Genomic DNA, 20,149 nt, shown 5'->3' with positions numbered 1-20,149 from the left:
TCGGCCGGGAAGTTCGGCAGGGTCGACAGGTCGTTCCCGAACGACGCCGTCTCCGAGGTGAAACGGTCACCGGTGAGCTGCATACCGTCACCCGAGTCACCCGCAAACCTGATGATCACCCGGTCCAGCCGGCGTACGTCCTTCGTCCGGCGTACCTCTTCGGCAAGCGGTGAATTGCCCTGGTACACGGTGCTGTTCGCTCCTCAGGTCGGGCGGACGGAAACGACTCTGCCCGGCTCGTGGTCCACGAGCCGGGCAGCGGTGCAGTCAGGAGCTCGGATCCGAGCCCTGGAGGGGGCGGTCGCCCCTGAGGGTCGTCGGTCAGCCCTTGAACGGCGTCTTCGCGCGTGCCTCGCGCAGGCCCTCGGCCCACCACTCCAGCTGGTCGAGCAGGGTCTTGGCCGCGGTATTGACGCCCTCGGGGTCGCGCGGTGCGCCCGTCTCGTCGAACTGACCCCACGCACCCGCGAAGCTGACCGTCTCACGGATGGTGACGGCGTTCAGCTCGGCGAAGACGCCCCGCAGGTGCTCCACGGCGCGCAGGCCGGCCGAGAAGCCGCCGTAGCAGACGAAGCCCACGGGCTTGCCGTGCCATTCGGCGTTGTGCCAGTCGATCGCGACCTTGAGCACGGCCGGGTAGCTGTGGTTGTACTCCGGCGTCAGGACCACGAAGGCGTCCGCCTGCGCCAGGCGGGGGGTGAGGGCGCCGACGGCCTCCGTGGTCTCGGCGGACGGCGCGGCGCCGAAGGCCGGGAGCACGGACGGCAGGTTCAACTCGGCAAGGTCGATCAGGTCGACGTCGTAGTTGCCATGCTGCTTGGCCTGCTCCACGAACCAGTTGGCGATGACGGGGCCGAAGCGGCCGTCGCGATTGCTACCGATGATCACTGCGAGGCGGATAAGGGGCGTGGACATTTCATCCTCCGGTGGATAAGTGACTGCTTGTGCGGGTGTGGACTGTGGGGCGGAGCCGAGGCGGGCGAGGTCAGGCGTGCGAGGCCGCGACGGGGGTCTCTTCGTTCCGGCTGTCGGCGGCACCCGCGAGCGGGACCTCCCTGACGAACCACGCGGCCGCGAAGACGACCAGTCCGAGCGCCGCGGCCACCAGGAACACCCGGTCGGTCCCTTCGGCGACGGCGAACTCGTAGGCCGAGCGCACCGGTTCGGGGAGTTTCGCCAGCTTGTCGGCCTGTAGCTGGAGCCCTCCACCGACTGCTGCGGCGGCCTCGCCCACGCCGCGGTCGGTCAGGGCGGCACTCACCTGGCTGGTGAAGAGCGAGCCCATGACCGAGACGCCGATGGAACCGCCGATCGTCCGCGACAGGGTGGCGGTGGACGAGGCGACGCCGAGGTTCTTCGGCTCGACGCTCTGCAAGGAGATGAGCAGCGTGGTCTGCATGACGCAGCCCATGCCGGCACCGAGGAGCGCCATGGCCGCGACGGAGAACAGCCGGGAGGTGTCGGGGGCCTGCTGGGCGAGCAGGGCGAAGCCCGTGGCGGTCAGGGCGCCACCGGCGATCACGAAGATCTTGTACTTTCCGGTGTTCGCGATCATCTTGCCGACGACGATGTTCGCGCCGATCATGGCGAGGAACATCGGCAGCAGCCACGTCCCCGCGTTGGTCGGCGAAGCTCCCTGCGCCCCCTGCTGGAAGAGCGGCAGGAAGGTCGTCGCGGCGAACATCGCGGCGCCCAGCAGAAACCCGATTCCGGTGGCCAGCGAGAAGTTGCCGTTGCGGAACAGGGTGAGCGGCAGCAACGGCTCCGCGGCTCTGCGTTCCGCGAGGACGAACCCCGCCGTGGCGAGCGCGGCGAGCGCGATGAGCCCCAGGATCACGCCCGACAGCCAGCCGTGTTCGACGCCGCCCCAGCTGGTGAGCAGCACCACGGCGCCGATGGCCGTGGTGAGCAGTGCCACGCCGGGGTAGTCGATCCGGGCCTTGACGGACTGGGCGGGCAGGTGGAGCAACGAGGAGATCATCACGATGGCGAGGGCGCCGAGCGGCAGGTTCACGTAGAAACACCAGCGCCAGCCGAGGTGGTCGGTGATCAGACCGCCCACCAGGGGACCGGAGATCATCGCCACGCCGATGGTGGCGGAGATCAGACCCTGGTACCTGCCCTGCTCACGCGGCGGCACGAGGGTGCCGATGATCGCCATGGCGCCCACCATCAGGCCGCCGCCGCCGAGCCCCTGCAGGGCGCGGAAGGCGATGAGCTGCTCCATGCTCTGCGACAGGCCGGAGAGCACCGAGCCGGTCAGGAAGACCACGATCGAGGTCAGGAACGAGCCCTTGCGGCCGTACATGTCCCCGAGCTTTCCCCATATGGGGGTGGAGACGGCCGTGGTGAGCGCGTAGGCGGTGACGACCCAGGAGAGGTGCTCCAGCCCGCCCAGCTCACCGACGATGGTGGGCATCGCGACGCCCAGGATCAGGTTGTCGAGGGACCCGAGTACGAGCGCGATGGCGACCGCGAACAGCACGGCGTACAGATTGCGGCTCGGAGCCCTCGACGGCGGTGCTGTGGGCGGGTCGTGCGACATGAATCCCCCTTGGGATGCCTCAAACACTGGCGACAAATTTACCATACCGCAGTAGCGGTTTTTCGTCGATGGCCTGGCCGTCGACGGCGCTCAGCCGCCCGAGGCACTCGCTCGGATCTCATCCAGCAGGACCGCCTGGCGCAGACTGTCCCCCTGGTCACCGGCCGCCCCGTTCCGTACCGCCGCCGCGAAGGCGGAGACCGTCATGGCCACTTGGTCCGCGGGCTCCGACCTGATGTGTTCGACGTCCGTCCCGCGCTCCAGACGGAACATGGGGACATGGTCGGCGGGCGGCGTGAAGGCCCGGTCGACGTGGATGTGCCCCGCACTGCCGCACAGCTCGTACGACGATCTGTAGCCGTGGTCCAGGCCGAAGGACAGCTGGACACTGACTCCGCCCGGCGTCCGCAGCAGAACCGCGCCCGCGGTATCGACCGACCTGCCTGGTGCGGCAGAGAGCGTCGCTCCGACCACCTCCAACTCGGCACCCAGCAGGTGCAGGGCCGCCCGCACCGGGTAGACGCCGGTGTCCCACAACGCGCCGCCGCCCAGTTCGGCGCGGTAGCGGATGTCGTCGTCCGGCAGCGCGGGTACCGTGAACGTCGCCTGGAACGAGCGGAGTTCACCGATGACACCGGCGGCCACCACCTTGCGTACCGCGTCATGCTGAGGGTGATGGACGAACATCACGTTCTCCATCAGCACCAGTCCCCGGGACCGGGCGAGCTCCAGCAACCGCCGGGTGGCCTCCGGTTCGAGGGCCAGCGGCTTCTCCGCCAGCACGTGCTTGCCGGCGCGCAGCGCCGCCTCGGCCCATTCGGCGTGCAGAGACGCCGGCAGCGGCACGTACACGGCGTCGACATCGGCGCGTTCGAGGAGTTCGGCGTACCCGTGCACGGGCGCACAGCCGAACGCGGCCGCCGTTTCCCGCGCCCTGGCGGCGTCGCGGCTGGCGACCGCGACGAGTTCGACGGCAGGAGCCGCCACCATCGCCGGCAGCATGCGACGGCGCGCGATGCCGGCGCAGCCGAGCACGCCGATCCGTACGGGAGCCGCGCGCGTCACGGAAGTAACAGGAGTCACCGAAGTCACGGGAGTCACGGAAGTCATCGGTCACGCAGCCCGGAGGTGTTCAGGATGGAGAGCAGGGTGCGCGCCTGCACGTTGACGTAGTGGCCGTGCCTGACCAGCGAGGTGAGCTGCCCCGGGGTGACCCAGCGGTAGCCGGCCGGCGGGTCGAGGGGATCCCCGGACTCGTCGTCCTCGACCAGCAGATAGCGGCTCTCCGCGTTGAGGAAGCGGCCGCCCTCCTCGGAGTGGACGGCTTCGTACCGGATCCGGGAGGGATCGACCGACAGCACGTGGTCGAGCATCGGCGGGCGGTCCTCGTCCGCCAGGTGGGCGTAGTTCTCCGGGGTGTACTGGACGGTGGGGCCGAGTTCCACCGTGTCGAGGAAGCCGCCCTCCACCCGCGCGTGCGCCAGGACGTGCAGTACGCCGTCGATCCGGCGGGTCAGGAAGGCGGTGACGCCGAGTCCGTTCGGCTCGAACAGCGGCTGGGTCCAGCCGGTGACCTCCCGGCTGTCCGCCTGGACCGAGACCGCGACGACGCTGAAGTAGCGCCCGTTCTCGTGCTCGATGGAGTGGTCCCCGCGCTTCCAGCCGTGGGTGTCGTCGAGCGGCACGCTCTCGACGCGGACGTCGTGGCGGGAGCGCTCGGCCGTGAACCAGGACAGCAGCTCGATGTCCGAGTGCAGGGCTCCGGTCCCGTCATGGGGGAAGGGCATGCAGGCCAGCACCGTGCGCGAGTCCATGTTGACGACGTTGTCCCGGCGCAGCAGCTCACCGATCTGACCAAGGGTCAGCCAGCAGAAGTCGTCGTGCAGCGGAACCTCGCCGACCGCCTCGACGATCATGTTGCGGTTGGACTTGCGGAGGAACCAGGACCCGTGTTCCGACTGGAGGGCGTCGGCGAGCACCCTCCCCCTGCCCGGCCGGGTGAAGTACTCGATGTACTTCACGTCGGCGCCCTTGTGCACCTTGGTGTAGTTGCTGCGGGTGGCTTGGACGGTCGGGGACAGCTGGAGCAGATTGCGGTTGCCCGGCTCCATCTTGGCCTGCATCAGGCAGTGCAGTACCCCGTCGAACTCCTTGACGAGGATGCCGAGGACACCCACCTCCGGCTGGCGGATGATCGGCTGCTGCCACTCGTGGATCGGCCCCTCGTCCTTGCGGACCCGCAGACCCTCCACTGTGAAGAAACGCCCGCTGTGATGTCCGAGGTTGGAGGTGGCCGCATCGAACGACCATCCGTCCAGTGCGCTGAAGGGGATGCGGTCCACGCGGAAACGGTGGGCGGCGTCACGGTCGGCCAGCCACACGGCGAAGTCCTCGGTACGCAGCTTCGCGCCCTGGAGCGCGGCGGCCGACCGGGCGAGCCGGACGGCCGCCGAGGGGTCCTGACGCGGTTGCAGGAGACCGGCTCCGCCGGGGGCTCGGGAGACGGGAGAAGGCATGACTCAGCTCCAGGTGGTCGTGGACGGGGGCGCGTCAGGCGGAGTACGAGGCGAGGAAGTCGTCGAGGACGCGGCGGTGGTAGTCGGGACCGAAGCCCATCGCCGCCGTCTCGGGCACCAGGGCCCGCAGCTTCTCGGTGGAGATGACGTGGTGGACGGTGGCGGTGTCCCGGACGTCCCGGTGCACCGTCACCCCCAGCCGCTCGGCCAGGTGGTCGACGATGCGCTCGACCGGCACCGCCTCCCCCGAGGCCACGTTCACGGTCTCGCCCCGCAGGTCCTGGGCGAGCAGCCGGTCGATGATCGTGATCACGTCCCGCACGTCGATGAGGTCGCGGGCGGCACCGCGGTGGATGCGCACACTGCCCTCCTGTACCTGCCGCACCAGGGCCGGAACGAGCTGGTGGGGCGGCTGCCCCTGGCCCACGAGGTGGCCGAGACGCAGGATCAGGTACTCGGCGCCGGAGGCCCGCAGCTGCTGTTCGAGCGCGTACTTGTGGTCTCCGTACGGGGTGCAGGTGGTGAGGGGGCTGTCCTCCCGGCCGGGGCCGTCCACCGCGCCGTACATCCCGGTGGCCGCGGTGGAGAAGAACAGCAGGCGGCGTCCCTTGGCACGGCAGTCCTCCGCCACGTCGGCGAGGAGCGTGGCCTCCCGGGCGAAGTCGGCGTCGGAGGTGCCGGCGGCCCAGGACACCCCGGCCGCCAGGACCACGGTCCCCGGGTGCCGGTCGGCGATCGGCCGCAGGTTCCGGGCGAGGAAGCCGTTGCCCACGATCTCCATCCCGTCGGCACCGGACATCGGTCCGGTGCCGGGCGTCGGCGGCCGCCGGTATGCGGGCGCGGTCATACGTTGTCCCCCACGAACTCCTTGACCGACGCGATGACGTAGTCGAGCATCTCGTCGGTCAGCCCGGGGTAGACGCCGATCCAGAACGTCTGCTCGGTGATGACGTCGCTGTTGGTGAGCGTGCCGACGACGCGGTGCGGCTGGTCGATGTAGGCCGGGTGCCTGGTGAGGTTGCCGGCGAAGAGCCGCCGGGTGCCGATCTTGCGGTCCTCCAGGAAGGCCACCAGCGCGGCCCGGCTGAACGGTGCCTGCGGGTCCACGGTGATGACGAAGCCGAACCAGCTGGGGTCACTGCCCGCGGTCGCCTCCGGCAGCACCAGGTGCGGTACACCCTCCAGGCCGTCGCGCAGCCGGCGCCAGTTGCGCTTGCGGGCCTCGACGAACCCGTCCAGCTTGGCGAGCTGTGTCAGGCCCAGCGCCGCCTGCAGGTCGGTCGCCTTCAGGTTGTAACCGACGTGCGAGAAGATGTACTTGTGGTCGTACCCGTCGGGCAGCGTGCCCATCTGGTACTTGAACCGCTTGAGGCATTTGTTGCTCTCGCCCGGCTCGCACCAGCAGTCCCGGCCCCAGTCACGCAGCGACTCGACGATCCTGGCCAGCGCCAGGTTCGAGGTCAGCACGCAGCCGCCCTCGCCCATCGTGAGGTGGTGCGCCGGGTAGAAGCTCACGGTGGCCAGGTCGCCGAAGGATCCGGTGAGCTGCCCCTGGTACGTGGCGCCGACCGCGTCGCAGTTGTCCTCGATGAGGAACAGGTCGTGCTGTTCGGCGAGTTGGGCGATCTCGGCGACCTCGAAAGGGTTGCCGAGCGCGTGCGCGATGATGATCGCCCGGGTCTTGGGCCCGATGGCCTGCTCCACCCGCCGGGCGGTCGTGTTGTACGTACGCAGGTCCACGTCGACGAAGACGGGGATGAGGCCGTTCTGCAGGATCGGGTTGACGGTGGTCGGGAAGCCGGCGGCCACCGTGATCACCTCGTCGCCCGGCCTCAGCCTGCGGTCGTCCAGCAGGTGGGAGGTGAGGGCGGTGACGGCGAGCAGGTTCGCCGAGGACCCGGAGTTGGTCAGGTGCGCCTTGCGCCGCTTCAGCTTGCGGGCGAACCGCGACTCGAACTTCCGGGAGCTCGCCCCGGCCGCGATCCGCATCTCCAGGGCCGCCTCCACCAGCGCCACCCGGTCGTCCTCGTCGAGCACCGCGCCCGACGGCCAGATCTCCGTCGTGCCCGGCACGAAGTCACGGCTGTCCTGCTGTTCCAGGTGGTACTTGCGGACCTCGTCCAGTACCAGCGCCTTGTGCCCGCTCATGTCGTCCCCTCCAGGATGTCGTTTCGTTCGGTCGCGAGCAGGTCGCGCAGTGAGTCGTCCGGGTCGCGCCGCGGGTGCCAGCCGAGCAGGCGGCGGGCCTTGGAGATGTCCAGTTGCTGCCACTCCACGTCGGCGCGGGCCGGGCCCCCGCTGCCCTCGTCGACGATGTCGACGGGCACCCCGCTGAGGTCGATCAGCCGCTCGACGAGGTCCCGCGTCGGCACCGCCGTACCGCTGCCGATGTTCACCACGCGGCCCTCCGGTCCCAGGCCGGCCACGGTCGCGGCCGCCCGCACGGCGTCCACCGCGTCCCGTACGTCGACGAAGTCCCGCCGGGCCGTCAGCGGTCCCAGCCGCAGCTCCAGCGGTCCGTCGCCGGCCTGCGCCAGCTGGGCGCCCACGGCGCCCAGCAGACTGCCGCGCGCTGTGCCGGGACCGTAGACGTTGCCCAGCCTGAGCACGACCGCGTCCAGTCCCGTGGTGCCGGCCGCCGCGAGCACGGCCTGGGAGCCGTGGAGTTTGGAGCGTCCGTACGCGGTGACCGGGGCGGGCACCCGGTCCTCGGTGGTCCCGGTACCCGGCGTTCCCGGGCCGTACTCGTGCACACTGCCGAGCTGGATCAGCCGTGGTGCGTCGGGCAGGTCGGTCATCGCCCCGGCGAGCCGCTCGACGGCGACCGCGTTGGCCTCCCACATCTCCTGGTCCGTCGCCTGCCAGGCCCGGCCGGCCGCGTTGACCACCACGGCCGGCCGGATGCGGTGGAGCAGTGCCGCCAGTTCCCAGGTGGCGATTGTGGTGAGGTCCACGCGCAGCGGCCCGCTGCGGGCGGCGCGCACCACCGCGTCCCCGGCCCCGGCGAAGGCCTCCGCGATGTGGCGCCCGAGGAAGCCCGTGGCGCCCAGAACGAGCACCGGACGGCCCTGCGTCATGCGGAGACCGCCCCGTGCTTGGTGCCCTTCCACCAGTCGGTGTTGTCGCGGTACCAGGCCACGGTCTCGGCGAGGCCCTCGTCGAAGCCGATCCGGGGGGCGTAGCCCAGCTCCTCGCGGATCTTGCCGTCGTCGATGGAGTACCGCAGGTCGTGCGCCTTGCGATCGGGGACCCGGCGCACCATGGACCAGTCGGTGTCCGCCAGTTCGAGGAGTCGCTCGGTGATGGCGATGTTGGTGCGTTCGTTGCCGCCGCCCACGTTGTAGATCTCCCCGGCCCGGCCCTTGCCGAGGACGAGGTCGATCGCCCGGCAGTGGTCGTCCACGTGGAGCCACTCACGGACGTTGGTGCCTTCGCCGTAGAGCGGTACCTGCTCGCCTTCCAGGAGGTTGGTGACGAAGAGCGGGATGAGCTTCTCGGGGTGCTGGTAGGGGCCGTAGTTGTTGGAGCAACGGGTGACCGACAGATCCAGGCCGTGGGTGCGGAAGTAGGTACGGGCCATCATCTCGGCAGCCGCCTTGGACGCGGCGTACGGGGTGTTGGGAAGCAGTGGCCAGTCCTCGGTCCACGAGCCCTCCGTGATGGATCCGTACACCTCGTCGGTGGAGACGTGCACCACGCGCTCGACGCCGGTGACGAGCACCGCGTCGAGCAGACGCTGGGTGCCGACGACGTTCGTCCGGACGAACGCGTCGGCGGACTCCAGGGAGCGGTCGACGTGCGATTCGGCCGCGAAGTGCACGACCGCGTCGTGGCCGGGCAGCACCTCACGCAGCAGGTCCGTGTCGCAGATGTCGCCCTGCACGAAGGTGAGCCTGGGGTGCGACGAGGGCAGGTTCTCGCGGTTTCCGGCGTACGTGAGCTTGTCCAGGACCGTGACGTCGGCGGATTCCCAGCCGGCGTAGCCGCCGTCGAGCAGGGTTCGTGCGTAGTGGGAGCCGATGAACCCGGCCCCGCCGGTGATCAGGATCTTCATGCCGCTACCTCGACTCGGGTGTGGTCGCCGATGACCAGGCGGCGGTGGGTGTCGTCGATGCTGCTCGGTCCGACACTGGCGGCCCGCCCGATGACGGAGCCGTGCAGTCCTCGCACCTGCGTGATGCTGGCGTCGCCGAGGACGATGGAGTAGCCGATCTGGGCGCCGCTGAGCGTGCAGTCACCGCCGATCGAGGTGTGCGGTCCGATGTGGCTGTCCTCGATAACGGTGCCGGCGGCGATGACGGCAGGGCCGTCGATCCGGGATCCGGTGACGCGGGCGCCGGCCTCGATCACGACGGGTCCGGTGAGCACGCTGGCCCCGTCGACCTCGCCGAGGACCTCGGAGGACAGTCCCTCCAGGAGGTAGCGGTTGCACTCCAGTACGTCCTCGATGCGCCCGGTGTCCTTCCAGTAGCCCTGGTACTCACTGGCCTTGACGTCGTCGCCGCGGGCGACGAGCCACTGGATGGCGTCGGTGATCTCCAACTCGCCGCGCGCGCTGGGCTCGATGGCGGCGACGGCCTCGTGGACGGCCGGGGTGAAGAAGTACACGCCGATCAGGGCGAGGTCGCTCCTGGGCTGCTGCGGCTTCTCCACCAGCCGGGTCACACCGCCGTTCTCGTCCAGCTCGGCGACGCCGAAGGAGCGCGGGTCCTCAACCTTGTGGACGACGACCTGGGCGGCCGGCCGGCGGGCGGCGAACTCCTGCGCGATCGGCTGGATGCCGTCCGGAAGCATGTTGTCCCCGAGGTACATCACGAAATCGTCGTCGCCGAGGAAGGGGCGGGCGAGCGCCACGCAGGCGGCGAGGCCGTCGGGGCTCTCCTGCCGGATGTACGTGATGTCCACGCCGAGCGCGGAGCCGTCGCCGATCACCGCCTCGATCTGGGCGGCCCGGTCACCGACGATGACGCCGATCTCGGTCACCCCGATGGAGCGGATGTTCTCCAGAACGTGCTCCAGGACCGGCTTGTTGGCGACCGGTATGAGCTGCTTGGGCATGGAGTAGCTGAACGGTCGCAGACGGGTCCCAGACCCGCCCGACAGCACCAGGGCTTTCATGAGCGTTCCTTTTCCTTGGACGAGGGGATCGGTTCGCTGCTCGGACGCCTCACTCGTCGACCGGCCGGGACAGCAGGCCGGCGGCGAGGGTCTCCTTCAGCGAGCGGGCTCGCGCGTCCTTCCCGGAGATGAGCGGTGGCTCCTCGAAGCCCCACGGCAGCGCGAGATCGGGATCGAGCGGGTTGATGTCGATCTGGGTGCCGGGCACATACGTGCTGGACAGCACGTAACAGATGCAGGCGTCGTCGGTGAGGGTGAGAAACCCGTGGCCGACGCCTTCCGGCACGTAGACGGAGTACCCGGATGCGGCGTCCAGGACGTTGCTGACGCTGACGCCGAAGGTCGGCGAGCCGATGCGGAGGTCGACCACGAAGTCCCGCAGCGCGCCGCGTACGCAGGTCACGAACTTCGCCTGGCCCGGCGGGATCGTCACACTGTGGATGCCGCGCAGGGTGTTGCGCCGGGACACCGAGTAGTTGATCTGGCGCGGTACGAACGCCTGTCCGGTCACGGCCTCGAACTCGTCGGTGCGGAAGCCTTCGTAGAAGGAGCCCCGCTCGTCGCGGATCTGGTCGGGAGCGACCGTGAAGACGCCCGGGAGGGCGAGTTCCTCAATGCGCACGGTCGGCCCACCCGCGTTCCAGGTCGGCGACGACCCGGGACGGGGCGGGCATGTCCGCCATCTCCCGGCTCAACGCGGCGGCGGCCTTGGCGTAGCCGGGCACCTCCAGCAGTTCGACCAGTGCCTCCCGCAGCCGGTCGCCCTGTTCTTGCGACCTCGCGGTGTCGAAGGTGATGCCCGCGCCCAGTTCGGCGAGCCGGTCGCCGTGCGCGAAGTGGTCGGCGAGCTGGGGCAGGACGAGCTGCGGCAGGCCGAAGCCGGTGGCGGTCATCGTCGTGCCCGAGCCGCCGTGGTGGACAGCCGCGTCGCAGCTGCCGAAGAGCAGGTGCAGCGGCAGCGGGTCCACGAGCCGTACCGAGTCGGGGACCTCCCCCAGCTCGGCGCGGAACCGTTCGTCGACGGTGGCGATCACCTCGACGTCGGATATGGCGCCCAGGGCGGTGAGTACATCGCGGGCGAGCGGTACGCCGTTGAGCGGCAGCGTGCCGCCCAGAGTGAAGGCCACCCGCCTGACGCCCCGGGGCGCGGTCGCGGACTGCCGCAGCCACAGCGGCAGTTGGCCGTTGCCGTTGAACGGCACCGCGCGGATCGGGGTGCCCGGCGCGGCGTCCGGCAGCTGCAGGGACGGCGGGCAGGGGTCGAACAGCTCGGCGGGCTCAGGGAGTTCGGCGATGCCCAGGCGGTCGCAGACGTGCTGCAGTGCGATCCGCGCCTCCTTGCGCGCGTCGGCCGAGAAGGGGTCGACGCCCCAGCGGTGCTGCACCACCGGAACGCCGAGCACCCCGCCGACGATCAGGGCGGCGTAGTCCAGGGGGTCGGAAAGGATCAGGTCGGGCCGGTGGTCTCGGGTGAAGGCCAGGTAGGCGTCGACCACGCGCTCCGACTGGCCGGCCCACACCCGTCCGTAGCCCCAGACCTTGAAGGACTCACGGGGGCGCGCCTGCAGGGGGCGCTTGCCCTCCAGCCCCCGGAGCAGGAAGCCCTCACCGTCGAAGGCCTCGCCGATGCAGGTGGCGTTGAGTCCCGCGGACGCGACCGCCGCAAGATCGTCCGGCTGGCAGACGACCAGCACGTCGTGCCCCGCCGCGCGCAGCGCCCAGAGCATCGGGACCATGGGGGTGAAGTGGGTCGGTGACGGGGTGGCCATCACGAGGACACGCATGTGCTCTCCTTGAGCGTTCCGATCGGGAAGGGCGGGGCCGGCGGGGCCCGGCGGGCGGGCTCAGCGCAGGTTTTCCAGGTCGGCGACCACGTCCGACGGGCTGGGCATGTCCGCCATGGCCCGGGCGAGGCCGTCGGCGGCCTTGGCGTATGCGGGAGCCGTCAGCAGGTCGTCGACGGCGTCGCGCAGCCGCTCCGGGTCGTTCTGCGTCTCGGCGCTGTCCAGTGCGATCGCCGCGCCGGCCGCGGCCAGCCGGTCGGCGTGCGCGAACTGGTCGGCGAGCTGCGGCAGGACGAGCTGCGGCAGGCCGAAGGAGGTGACCGTCATGGAGGTGCCGGCGCCGCCGTGGTGCACTGCCGCGTCACAGACGCCGAGCAGCAGGCTGAGCGGGACGGGGTCGACGAGGCGTACCGAGTCCGGCAACGGGCCGAGTTCCCCTCGGTGGTGCGCGTCCACCGTCGCGACGATCTCCGTGCCGGGCCGCTCGCCGAGGGCGCGCAGCATCCGGCGAGTGAAGGGGAGGGCGTTCAGGTCGAGGGTCCGGCTGCCGAGCGAGACCGCCACCCGGCGAACCGTACCGCCGACGGGCTTCAACTCCCTCAGCCACTGCGGAAGTTGCCCATTGCCGTTGAAGGCGACATGACGGATGCCGGTGCCCTGGGCGACGTCCGGCAGTTGCAGTCCGGGCGGGCACGGGTCGAGCAGCACGGTGGCCTGCGGCATCCCGTCCAGGCCCAGCCGCTCGCACAGGGCACGCAGCACGACCGCGGCCTCCCCCTGGGCGCCGCCCGAGTACGGGTCGACGCCCCAGCGGTGCTGCACCACCGGGACGCCGAGAACGGCTCCCACGATCGTGGCGCTGAACTCCAGCGGGTCGCTGACCACCAGGTCGGGCCGGAACTCGCGGGCGACCTCCAGGTAGGACTGCCACATGTAGCGGGCGTGGGTGGTCCACACCCGGCCGGGCCCGCCCATCTGCTCCAGTTCGGCGCGGGTCCGGGTCTCCAGCGGCCGCTCGCCCGGGCGCAGTCCCGCCATCAGCAGATCCTGCACGTGGAAGGCGGTGCCCACCCCGGTGGCGTTCAGCCCGGCGGAGGCGACGGCTCCCAGCACATCCGGCTGCCCAGCCACCAGGACCTCGTGCCCGGCCGCACGCAGGGCCCAGGCCAGTGGGACGAGCGGGGTGAAGTGGGTGGGTACGGGCGTGGACATCATCAGGACACGCATGCGGTCTTCTCCGGTGGTGTGTGGGTGACGGGCCGTCACCCTTCGGGATGCCAGGGCGGGACGGCTCGGGTGGGGTCCGGGCATCGGGCGAGCAGCCGGGACAGGTCCTGGCTGTCGCGCAGTTCGCGCAGGTCCCGGGTGAGGTGGCGCAGCCGCCGGGCGGAGCAGCGGTGGGAAGCCGGTCCGTCCGGCGGCGGGAAGTTCTGCCGCCACCAGGGCGCGGTCGCGACACCGGTGTACTGGATGCCCCCCGCGACGAGGCAGCCCAGGATCCCCCGCAGCAGGGCACGGACGAGGGCGCGCAGACGGCGCACACCGGGCGGCCGGGCGCCCTCCGGTCGCGGCGGTGCGGTCATCGCGCGGGCACCGGCAGCCGGGTGCACACCTGGTGCCTGGCCTCGGCCAGCACCTCGGTGGCGTCGTCGCCGTACAGGCACGCGGCGGGCAGCCTGCGGACCGTGGTGCAGTGTCCGCCGGCCGTTTCGAGGGCCGTCGCGGCGGCGTGGCCGGGCCGGGCCGGCAGGCTCGCCACCTGCCATCCCGGCGGCCGGACCGCGCCCGCCCGGCGGTTTCCGCCCCGGTCCCCACCGTCGCCTTCGCCCAGGTAGTCGACGCCCGCCCCGCGACACAGCCCGGTGCCCAGGCCCTTGAGATAGGCCTCCTTGCGGGTCCAGATCCGGGCGAACGCCTCCGTGCGCCGTCCAGCGGGCAGCGCGCGCAATTCCGCCTGTTCCCCGGGGTGCAGTGCGGTCAGGCACAGCTCGGCCGTCTCCGGCGGCGGCAGTTTCTGCACGTCGACGCCCACGCGCGCCGCGGCCACCCCGACGAGCGCCACGCCTGCGCTGTGGGAGAGCGAGAAGTGCAGCGGCACGGGCGAGCCGTCGAGTGCGGGCCGGCCGTGCGGCTTGCCGCAGTGCGGGCACCCGGTCCTGCGCAGCTTCAGCTGTCCGGCCGGGATGCCGGTGTACGCGCTGAGCAGCCGCCGCAGCGCGATGTGCGACGCGACGTAACCCAGCCGCTGCGAGGTCCGTACGATCGACCTGCTCCGCCTCAGTTCGCGCGCGTCCAGTTCCCAGGCGGCCATCGGGGCGGGGCCGTGGTCCGTCGCCGGCAGGCGGAGCACCCACAGGTGCAGTTCCCTCTCGTCGACGGTGATCATCCGGCCGCCAGGCCCTCCAGCGGGGCGACCAGCTCTGCCGGGCCGGGCAGGGTGGCGATCTCCGCCGCCAGTGCCTTCGCCCGGTGGCGGCGGGTCCCCTCGGTGAGCAGTTCCAGGGTCGCCTTGGCCACGTTCTCGTCGGACTGCTCTCCCGGCATGAGCGTGATGCTGCCGCCGTGCTGGTCGAGGCGCTCCCAGGAGTCGGCGAAGAGCTCGAACTTCGGCAGCACCAACTGGGGCGTGCCGTACGCCATCGCCGTCATGGCGGTCACCCCGCCGCCGTGGTGCACGAAGGCGGCACAGGTGGGTGCGACGACGTCCAGCGGCATCCATCCGGTCCGTACGCCGGGCAGGACGCGGCGCAGTTCGGCCGCGACGTCCTCGGGCGCGGGGACCACGATCTCCACGTCGAGTCCGGCGAGGCCCTCGGCGAGACGGCGCAGGAAGGCCTGGCTCTCGGTCAGCGCCACGCGGGTGCCCCCGGTCACGCACACCCGCTGCCGGCCGCCGTCCGTGAGCATCCATGGTTCCAGCCGCTGCTGGTGGTTGCCCGGGACCCAGCGTGTCAGGAGGGCGGGGGCGGCGTCCGGCGCCCGCAGGCTCGGCGGGCAGACGTCGAGGAGCAGATCCGGCCGGGGCACCCGGTCCAGGCCCAGCGCCGCCAGCTCCGGCGCCAGTTCGGCATCGGCGTACTCGTCGACCTGCTCGGGGTTGTGGAGCGCGTCCCAGGTCAGACGCACCTGGGGAATGCCGAGGTGGGCGGCGAGCAGTCCCGCCGCGTACGAGCTGGTGCCGCCGACGACGAGGTCGGGGCGCCAGTGACCGGTGAGTTCCAGCAGGCCGTCGATGCTCACCGCGGCGAGCCGGGCGAACCAGCTGCCGGCGAAGTGCCGTTGCTGGTCGAGGGTCTGCGGCCGCGGCACCGGCTTCCCGGCCCGGTCGGTCGTCAACAGGGACGTAAGGGTGCGGTCCGTGACCGCGGCGAACGGAACGCACATCCGTTCGGCGACCGGCACCATCTCCTGGGTCGACACCACGATCACGTCATGGCCCGCGGCCCGCAGGGCCGTGGCGGCCGGGGCGAGGGCGAACAGCGTCGCCTGGCTCGCGCCGGCGACGAACAGTACCTTCACGGTGTGTCCCCCCGTCCGGTCACTGCCCGGCGGAGCGCGAGTGCGCCACGCGGTAGCCGTTGGACACGCGGGAGGTCACCAGGGGCCGCGCCTCGGCGCGCACCTTCTGGATGTCCACCGGACGCTCGTGCTCGGGCAGGTTGTGGAAGGCCTCGTACTGCTCCTGGCTCTCCCACTGGGCGTAGTTGATGACGTAGGTGCCGTCCACTCCGCGGTGAATGCTGTGGGAGCGGTAGCCGGGGACGGTCTTCACCCACTCGTCGGGGTACGACATCAGCTCGATCAGCCGGTCCTGGTTCTCCGGCGCCACCTGCATGACGATGATGACGGTGTAGTCGTCACGGTCGGGCGAGATCTCGACGGCGTCCAGCGAGGGGTGGCGCTGGGAGTACACGACCTCGGTCGGAACGAGGTTCGTCGACGTCGCGATCGACGCGAACTGCGGCACCGTCTTCTGCTGGAACTTCTGGCCCCGGTAACGCGCTTCGAGCTGCTCCCTGCTGCGCCACTGCACGTAGTTCGCGGTGCCGGGCCGGCCGACGGCTCCATGGACGGTGGAAGCGACCCAGCCGTCGTAGTCGGCGGTGTTGATGATCTCCTTCATCGCCTCCAGCAGCCGCTCCTGGTCCGCCGCGTCCTTGGTGTCGAAGAGGTTGAAAACAGCCAGGTAGCCGTCTTCGGGTGAGATGAAAGCCATGGTTCTCTCCATCTGTGGGCTCTCGGGGCCCGCCGCCGGCGGCGGGCCCTCTGCGGATCGAAGGTTCGAAAGGTGCCGCGGCAGCGAAAGAGGGCGGGCGGACACGACGAATGGCGGGAGGCGCTCATGCGCTTCCCGCCATTCGGAGGTGAGAACGGGCCCGCAGTGGGGTGCGGACCTGTTGTCAGGGTGTGGTGGTCAGGGTGTGGTGGTGGGCTCCAGCAGGGCGAGCTCCTCGGCGGTGAGGTCCAGGCCGAGTGCGGCCGCGTTCTCCTCGAGGTGACGCACGGCCTTGGTGCCGGGGATGGGAACGACCGGGAGGTCCCAGACCTCGGCTCGCTGCTGTACCCAGGCCAGCGCGATCCGGTGCGGGGTCACCCCACGCCGGTCCGCCAGTTCCCAGATGTGTTCGGGCAGACCGGCGAAGCCCGGGGCGACTTCGGCCGCCCAGGCCTTCGAGGCCTCGAGATCGGGTCCGATGAGGCCGCGTCCGTGCGGGCAGTAGGGCACCACGGCCACGCCGAGCTCGGCGCAGACCGGCACGAGTGCCTCGACGCCGCGACTGGTCAGTGACCACTCGGACTGCAGGGCGGTGATCGGGTACGTCGCGTGGGCGGCCCGCAGCTCCTCGGCCGTGACCTCGGACAGCCCGAGATGGCGGACCTTCCCCGCGGCGACCAGTTCCGCCATGGCGCCCACGGATTCCTCGATCGGCACCTCGGGGTCGCGGCGGTGGAGGTAGTAGAGGTCGATGACGTCGGTTCCCAGGCGCCGCAGGCTCGCCTCGCAGGCGCCGCGCAGATATCCGCTGTCACCGCGCAGCCCCAGCGTCCCGGCCTCATCGCGCAGGGCGCCGCCCTTGGTGCAGAGGAACGCCTCGGCGCGCCGGTGCCGCAGGGCCCGGCCCACGAGTTCCTCATTGTGGCCGTCGCCGTACAGATCGGCCGTGTCCAGGAAGGTGACCCCCAGATCCAGTGCCCGGTGGACGACTTCGGCGGAGTCCTCCTCCAGCCGCATGCACCCGAATCCCTGAACCGAGACGTCCGGTCCGTCCGTACCCAGGCTCACCTTACGCACAGCCGTCTCTCCCACGCTGCATCAACTACCCGTCGTCGGCTCGGAGTTCTGTGTCCCGACCCTATTACGTGGCCTCCCGCCGGCCTCGGGGGACGTGGGCCGGCGGGAGGCAGTCCGGGGAAGGGCGCCTATCCGGCGTTCGCGGACGGGGCACCTTCGCGCAGCAGGTCGACACCGACCGCGCTCAGCATCGAGCCGTCCACCGTGGCGGACGTGGAGTGGATCTCCGTGCCGTCGAGCGCGTGCACGGTCGCCCGGCCGGTGCCGGTGTACTTCTCGCCGGAACGCCGGGCGTCGATGCTGATCTCCACGTAACCGGGCAGGCCGGCGCCCGGGGCGAACTCCTCACGCAGGGTGTAGCGGAAACCGTCGTCGGCCGGGCTCCACACCCCTCGGCCGGAGCTCACCTTCGTGGTGGAGGTCACCACTCGGTCCGCCGTGAAGGAGATCGTGAACGCATCCGCCTGATCGTCGTGGGACACCGTCCCGGTCCAGACACCCAACGGGTCGTCCGGTCCGCCCGGCGTCGTCGCCCGGGCGCCCTGCGGTTCCTGGTTCATCGTCATCCGCCTTCCAGAAGAGAGACATTGCGTCGGTGAGAGGTCTGTCGATCCGGCTCAGTGAGCGAGGAGCCGCGCCACGCGCTCGCCCTCCAGCTGCTCCAGCGCCTTCCGCCAGGAGCCCCAGGTGTCGCCGCCCTCCGAGGGGAGCAGACAGACCAGCCGCGTCTCCCCCGAGCGCACCGACGGATGGCGGCGGGCCGGTGTGGACAGCGCACGCCCGGGGCCGGCCTCGACCAGCGTGTACGGGCCCTGCTCCAGCAGCCCCGACAGTGCGGGCCAGAACAACACCGGCTCCGCCATCTGCCGGGCCCAGAACGCCGGATCCACCGCCTCCTCCGCGGTGACCTCGCGTCCGGTCCGGCCCGAGTGGATGGGAATCCGCGGCGGGCTCAGCGGCTCGGCGGCCACGGCCCGCTCGAACTCCCGCGCCGCGGACGCGAGCACCGGCGAATGGAACGGGTCCAGCGCGCGCACACGTCGTGCCACCGTCCCCGCGTCCCGCAGCGCCTGCTCGGTGCGGGCCAGGGCCTCCTCGGGCCCGGCGAGCACGGTCTGCCGGGGCGCGTTGACGGCGCCGACCACCACCCCGCTCCGCGCCGGTCCGGCGGGGACCCTGGCCTCGACTTCCTGTGGTGTGCCCGCCACGGCGAGCAGACCGCCGGCCGGCGCCGTCTCCAGGGCCCGCGAGCGCGCGACCATGATGCGGGCGGCGCCGGGCAGGTCGAAGACGCCTGCCAGGGCGGCCGCCGCCAGCTCGCCCACGCTGTGGCCGATCAGTGCGGAGGGGACCACACCGCGCGCCTCGAGCACCTTGCCGAGTGCGTAGTCGATGGCGAAGAGCAGCGGCTGGGCGCGTCTGCCGTCGTCAAGGGGGATCAGCGGGGAGTCGCTGAGCCAGTCGGCGCGCAGCCGGACCCCTTCCTCCCCCATCAGCAGGAAGAACTCGTCGACGACGGCCGTGAACTCCGGTTCCCGTTCGTAGAGTTCGATGCCCATGCCGGCGTACTGGGCACCCTGCCCGGGGAGCAGCAGGGCTATGGATCGCTTGGTCATGACGGGCTTCTCCATCTGTGAAGAACGAGCTGGGGCGAGGCCCCGCGCGAGGACCCGAACGGCTGCGCGTCAGCTGCGCCAGGAGTGGGCAGTGGGGAAACCTGGTTGGCGTTCCAGGCGGCGCCAGCCTGCGGCGGACGGCTCCTCGTCGGCCGGGATCTCGGCGGCACGGGCCGCAGCACGGGCGAGCAGCAGTGCGGTGATGGCGGCGAGTTCCTCGGGCTCGGCGTGGCCCTTCTCGACGCGCAGCACAGTGGTGCCGAGGGCAGGGGTACTCATGGATGCGGATCTCCCTGAGAGTGCGCAGGATCACTGCGCGAGGGACTGCGAGGGGTGCGCGGGTGTCACTCCGAGGGGTGCGCGGGTGTCACCGCGAGGGGTGCACGGGTTACTGCGGGGGGTTGCCGTGCTTGCGGGAGGGCAGGTCGGCGTGCTTGGTGTGCAGCATCGCCAGGGACCTGATGAGGACCTCACGCGTCTCTGCCGGATCGATGACGTCGTCGACCAGGCCGCGTTCGGCCGCGTAGTAGGGGTGCATGAGCTCGGACTTGTACTCCTTGACCATGCGCGTCCGCATGGCCTCGGGGTCCTCGGCCTCGGCGATCTGACGCCGGAAGATGACGTTGGCCGCGCCCTCCGCGCCCATCACGGCGATCTCGTTCGTCGGCCAGGCGTAGGTGAGGTCCGCGCCGATGGACTGGCTGTCCATGACGATGTACGCGCCTCCGTACGCCTTGCGCAGGATCAGCGAGATCCGCGGCACGGTCGCGTTGCAGTACGCGTACAGCAGTTTCGCTCCGTGGCGGATGATGCCACCGTGCTCCTGGTCGACGCCCGGAAGGAACCCGGGGACGTCCAGCAGCGTGACGATCGGGATGTTGAAGGCGTCACACATCTGAACGAAGCGCGCGGCCTTTTCCGATGCCTCGATGTCCAGCACGCCGGCCAGCGACTGCGGCTGGTTGGCCACGATGCCCACCACCCGGCCGTCGAGGCGGGCCAGCGCGCAGACGATGTTGCGGGCCCAGCGCTCGTGGACCTCCAGGTAGTCGCCGTCGTCGACGATCTCCTCGATGACCTTGGCCATGTCGTACGGCCGGTTGCCGTCGACCGGCACCAGCTCGAGGAGTGCGTCCGAACGCCGGTCGGCGGGGTCGTCACAGACGGTCCTCGGCGGGTTCGCGCGGTTGTTCTGCGGGAGCATCGACAGCAGGTAGCGCACCTCGGCGATGCAGGTCTCCTCGTCGTCGTACGCGAAGTGGCAGACGCCGCTCGTC

At 70.9% G+C, this 20,149-nt stretch carries 22 protein-coding genes; all 22 read right to left on the bottom strand.

Annotated features, from left to right (window positions below; genetic code table 11):
* A partial coding sequence (locus ACFY16_RS42410; protein ID WP_390652578.1) for a hypothetical protein occupies positions 1 to 188 on the bottom strand: 188 nt, incomplete at its 3' end.
* Between the two features lie 133 nt (positions 189 to 321).
* Positions 322 to 915 carry an NADPH-dependent FMN reductase gene (locus ACFY16_RS42405; protein WP_390652577.1) on the bottom strand — a complete coding sequence of 198 codons (594 nt, stop codon included), beginning with the start codon at positions 913 to 915 and terminating at the stop codon, positions 322 to 324.
* A 70-nt stretch (positions 916 to 985) separates the two neighbouring features.
* Positions 986 to 2,545, bottom strand: a complete 1,560-nt coding sequence (locus ACFY16_RS42400) for an MDR family MFS transporter (RefSeq protein WP_390652576.1) — start codon at positions 2,543 to 2,545, stop codon at positions 986 to 988.
* A gap of 90 nt (positions 2,546 to 2,635) precedes the next feature.
* Positions 2,636 to 3,655 carry a Gfo/Idh/MocA family protein gene (locus tag ACFY16_RS42395; protein WP_390652575.1) on the bottom strand — a complete coding sequence of 340 codons (1,020 nt, stop codon included), beginning with the start codon at positions 3,653 to 3,655 and terminating at the stop codon, positions 2,636 to 2,638.
* Complete coding sequence (locus ACFY16_RS42390; protein WP_390652574.1) at positions 3,652 to 5,061, bottom strand: NDP-hexose 2,3-dehydratase family protein; 1,410 nt, start codon at positions 5,059 to 5,061, stop codon at positions 3,652 to 3,654. The genes ACFY16_RS42395 and ACFY16_RS42390 overlap by 4 nt, the downstream gene beginning before the upstream one ends.
* Positions 5,062 to 5,095: 34 nt before the next feature.
* Positions 5,096 to 5,908, bottom strand: coding sequence for an NAD-dependent epimerase/dehydratase family protein (locus ACFY16_RS42385; protein ID WP_390652573.1), 813 nt, complete (start codon positions 5,906 to 5,908; stop codon positions 5,096 to 5,098).
* Positions 5,905 to 7,209 (bottom strand): lipopolysaccharide biosynthesis protein RfbH, encoded by a 1,305-nt coding sequence (gene rfbH / locus ACFY16_RS42380; protein ID WP_390652572.1) that lies wholly within the window; start codon positions 7,207 to 7,209, stop codon positions 5,905 to 5,907. The genes ACFY16_RS42385 and rfbH overlap by 4 nt, the downstream gene beginning before the upstream one ends.
* Positions 7,206 to 8,138: an NAD-dependent epimerase/dehydratase family protein gene (locus tag ACFY16_RS42375; RefSeq protein ID WP_390652571.1), complete on the bottom strand. Its 933-nt coding sequence runs from the start codon at positions 8,136 to 8,138 to the stop codon at positions 7,206 to 7,208. The genes rfbH and ACFY16_RS42375 overlap by 4 nt, the downstream gene beginning before the upstream one ends.
* Positions 8,135 to 9,115: a dTDP-glucose 4,6-dehydratase gene (rfbB, locus tag ACFY16_RS42370; protein ID WP_390652570.1), complete on the bottom strand. Its 981-nt coding sequence runs from the start codon at positions 9,113 to 9,115 to the stop codon at positions 8,135 to 8,137. The genes ACFY16_RS42375 and rfbB overlap by 4 nt, the downstream gene beginning before the upstream one ends.
* Complete coding sequence (locus tag ACFY16_RS42365) at positions 9,112 to 10,179, bottom strand: glucose-1-phosphate thymidylyltransferase (RefSeq protein ID WP_390652569.1); 1,068 nt, start codon at positions 10,177 to 10,179, stop codon at positions 9,112 to 9,114. Before ACFY16_RS42365 ends, rfbB begins: the two co-directional genes overlap by 4 nt.
* A 49-nt stretch (positions 10,180 to 10,228) precedes the next feature.
* Positions 10,229 to 10,801 carry a dTDP-4-dehydrorhamnose 3,5-epimerase family protein gene (locus ACFY16_RS42360; RefSeq protein WP_390652568.1) on the bottom strand — a complete coding sequence of 191 codons (573 nt, stop codon included), beginning with the start codon at positions 10,799 to 10,801 and terminating at the stop codon, positions 10,229 to 10,231.
* Entirely contained in the window at positions 10,791 to 11,963 is a 1,173-nt protein-coding gene (locus tag ACFY16_RS42355) for a nucleotide disphospho-sugar-binding domain-containing protein (protein ID WP_390652567.1), read from the bottom strand. Before ACFY16_RS42355 ends, ACFY16_RS42360 begins: the two co-directional genes overlap by 11 nt.
* Before the next feature lie 60 nt (positions 11,964 to 12,023).
* Entirely contained in the window at positions 12,024 to 13,190 is a 1,167-nt protein-coding gene (locus ACFY16_RS42350; protein WP_390652566.1) for a nucleotide disphospho-sugar-binding domain-containing protein, read from the bottom strand.
* A gap of 35 nt (positions 13,191 to 13,225) precedes the next feature.
* Entirely contained in the window at positions 13,226 to 13,546 is a 321-nt protein-coding gene (locus ACFY16_RS42345) for a hypothetical protein (RefSeq protein ID WP_390652565.1), read from the bottom strand.
* Positions 13,543 to 14,349 carry a 4'-phosphopantetheinyl transferase family protein gene (locus tag ACFY16_RS42340; protein ID WP_390652564.1) on the bottom strand — a complete coding sequence of 269 codons (807 nt, stop codon included), beginning with the start codon at positions 14,347 to 14,349 and terminating at the stop codon, positions 13,543 to 13,545. The genes ACFY16_RS42345 and ACFY16_RS42340 overlap by 4 nt, the downstream gene beginning before the upstream one ends.
* A complete protein-coding gene (locus tag ACFY16_RS42335) occupies positions 14,346 to 15,482 on the bottom strand; it encodes a nucleotide disphospho-sugar-binding domain-containing protein (RefSeq protein WP_390652563.1) in 1,137 nt (378 codons plus the stop codon). Before ACFY16_RS42335 ends, ACFY16_RS42340 begins: the two co-directional genes overlap by 4 nt.
* A 19-nt stretch (positions 15,483 to 15,501) precedes the next feature.
* Positions 15,502 to 16,179 (bottom strand): antibiotic biosynthesis monooxygenase family protein, encoded by a 678-nt coding sequence (locus ACFY16_RS42330; RefSeq protein WP_390652562.1) that lies wholly within the window; start codon positions 16,177 to 16,179, stop codon positions 15,502 to 15,504.
* 198 nt (positions 16,180 to 16,377) lie between these two features.
* Positions 16,378 to 17,196 (bottom strand): aldo/keto reductase, encoded by an 819-nt coding sequence (locus tag ACFY16_RS42325; RefSeq protein WP_390652561.1) that lies wholly within the window; start codon positions 17,194 to 17,196, stop codon positions 16,378 to 16,380.
* A gap of 188 nt (positions 17,197 to 17,384) precedes the next feature.
* Complete coding sequence (locus ACFY16_RS42320) at positions 17,385 to 17,816, bottom strand: dehydrogenase (protein WP_390652560.1); 432 nt, start codon at positions 17,814 to 17,816, stop codon at positions 17,385 to 17,387.
* 57 nt (positions 17,817 to 17,873) lie between these two features.
* Positions 17,874 to 18,872, bottom strand: a complete 999-nt coding sequence (locus ACFY16_RS42315) for an acyltransferase domain-containing protein (RefSeq protein WP_390652559.1) — start codon at positions 18,870 to 18,872, stop codon at positions 17,874 to 17,876.
* A 69-nt stretch (positions 18,873 to 18,941) separates the two neighbouring features.
* Entirely contained in the window at positions 18,942 to 19,151 is a 210-nt protein-coding gene (locus ACFY16_RS42310) for an acyl-CoA carboxylase epsilon subunit (protein ID WP_390652558.1), read from the bottom strand.
* 109 nt (positions 19,152 to 19,260) lie between these two features.
* Positions 19,261 to 20,149: acyl-CoA carboxylase subunit beta (locus tag ACFY16_RS42305; RefSeq protein ID WP_390652557.1), on the bottom strand; the 889-nt coding region annotated here is incomplete at its 5' end.

The organism is Streptomyces sp. NPDC001315, from assembly GCF_042896175.1.
Lineage (GTDB): Bacteria > Actinomycetota > Actinomycetes > Streptomycetales > Streptomycetaceae > Streptomyces.
Note: the sequence above shows the minus strand (reverse complement) of the source record. Positions and strands in the feature narration are given on the sequence as shown.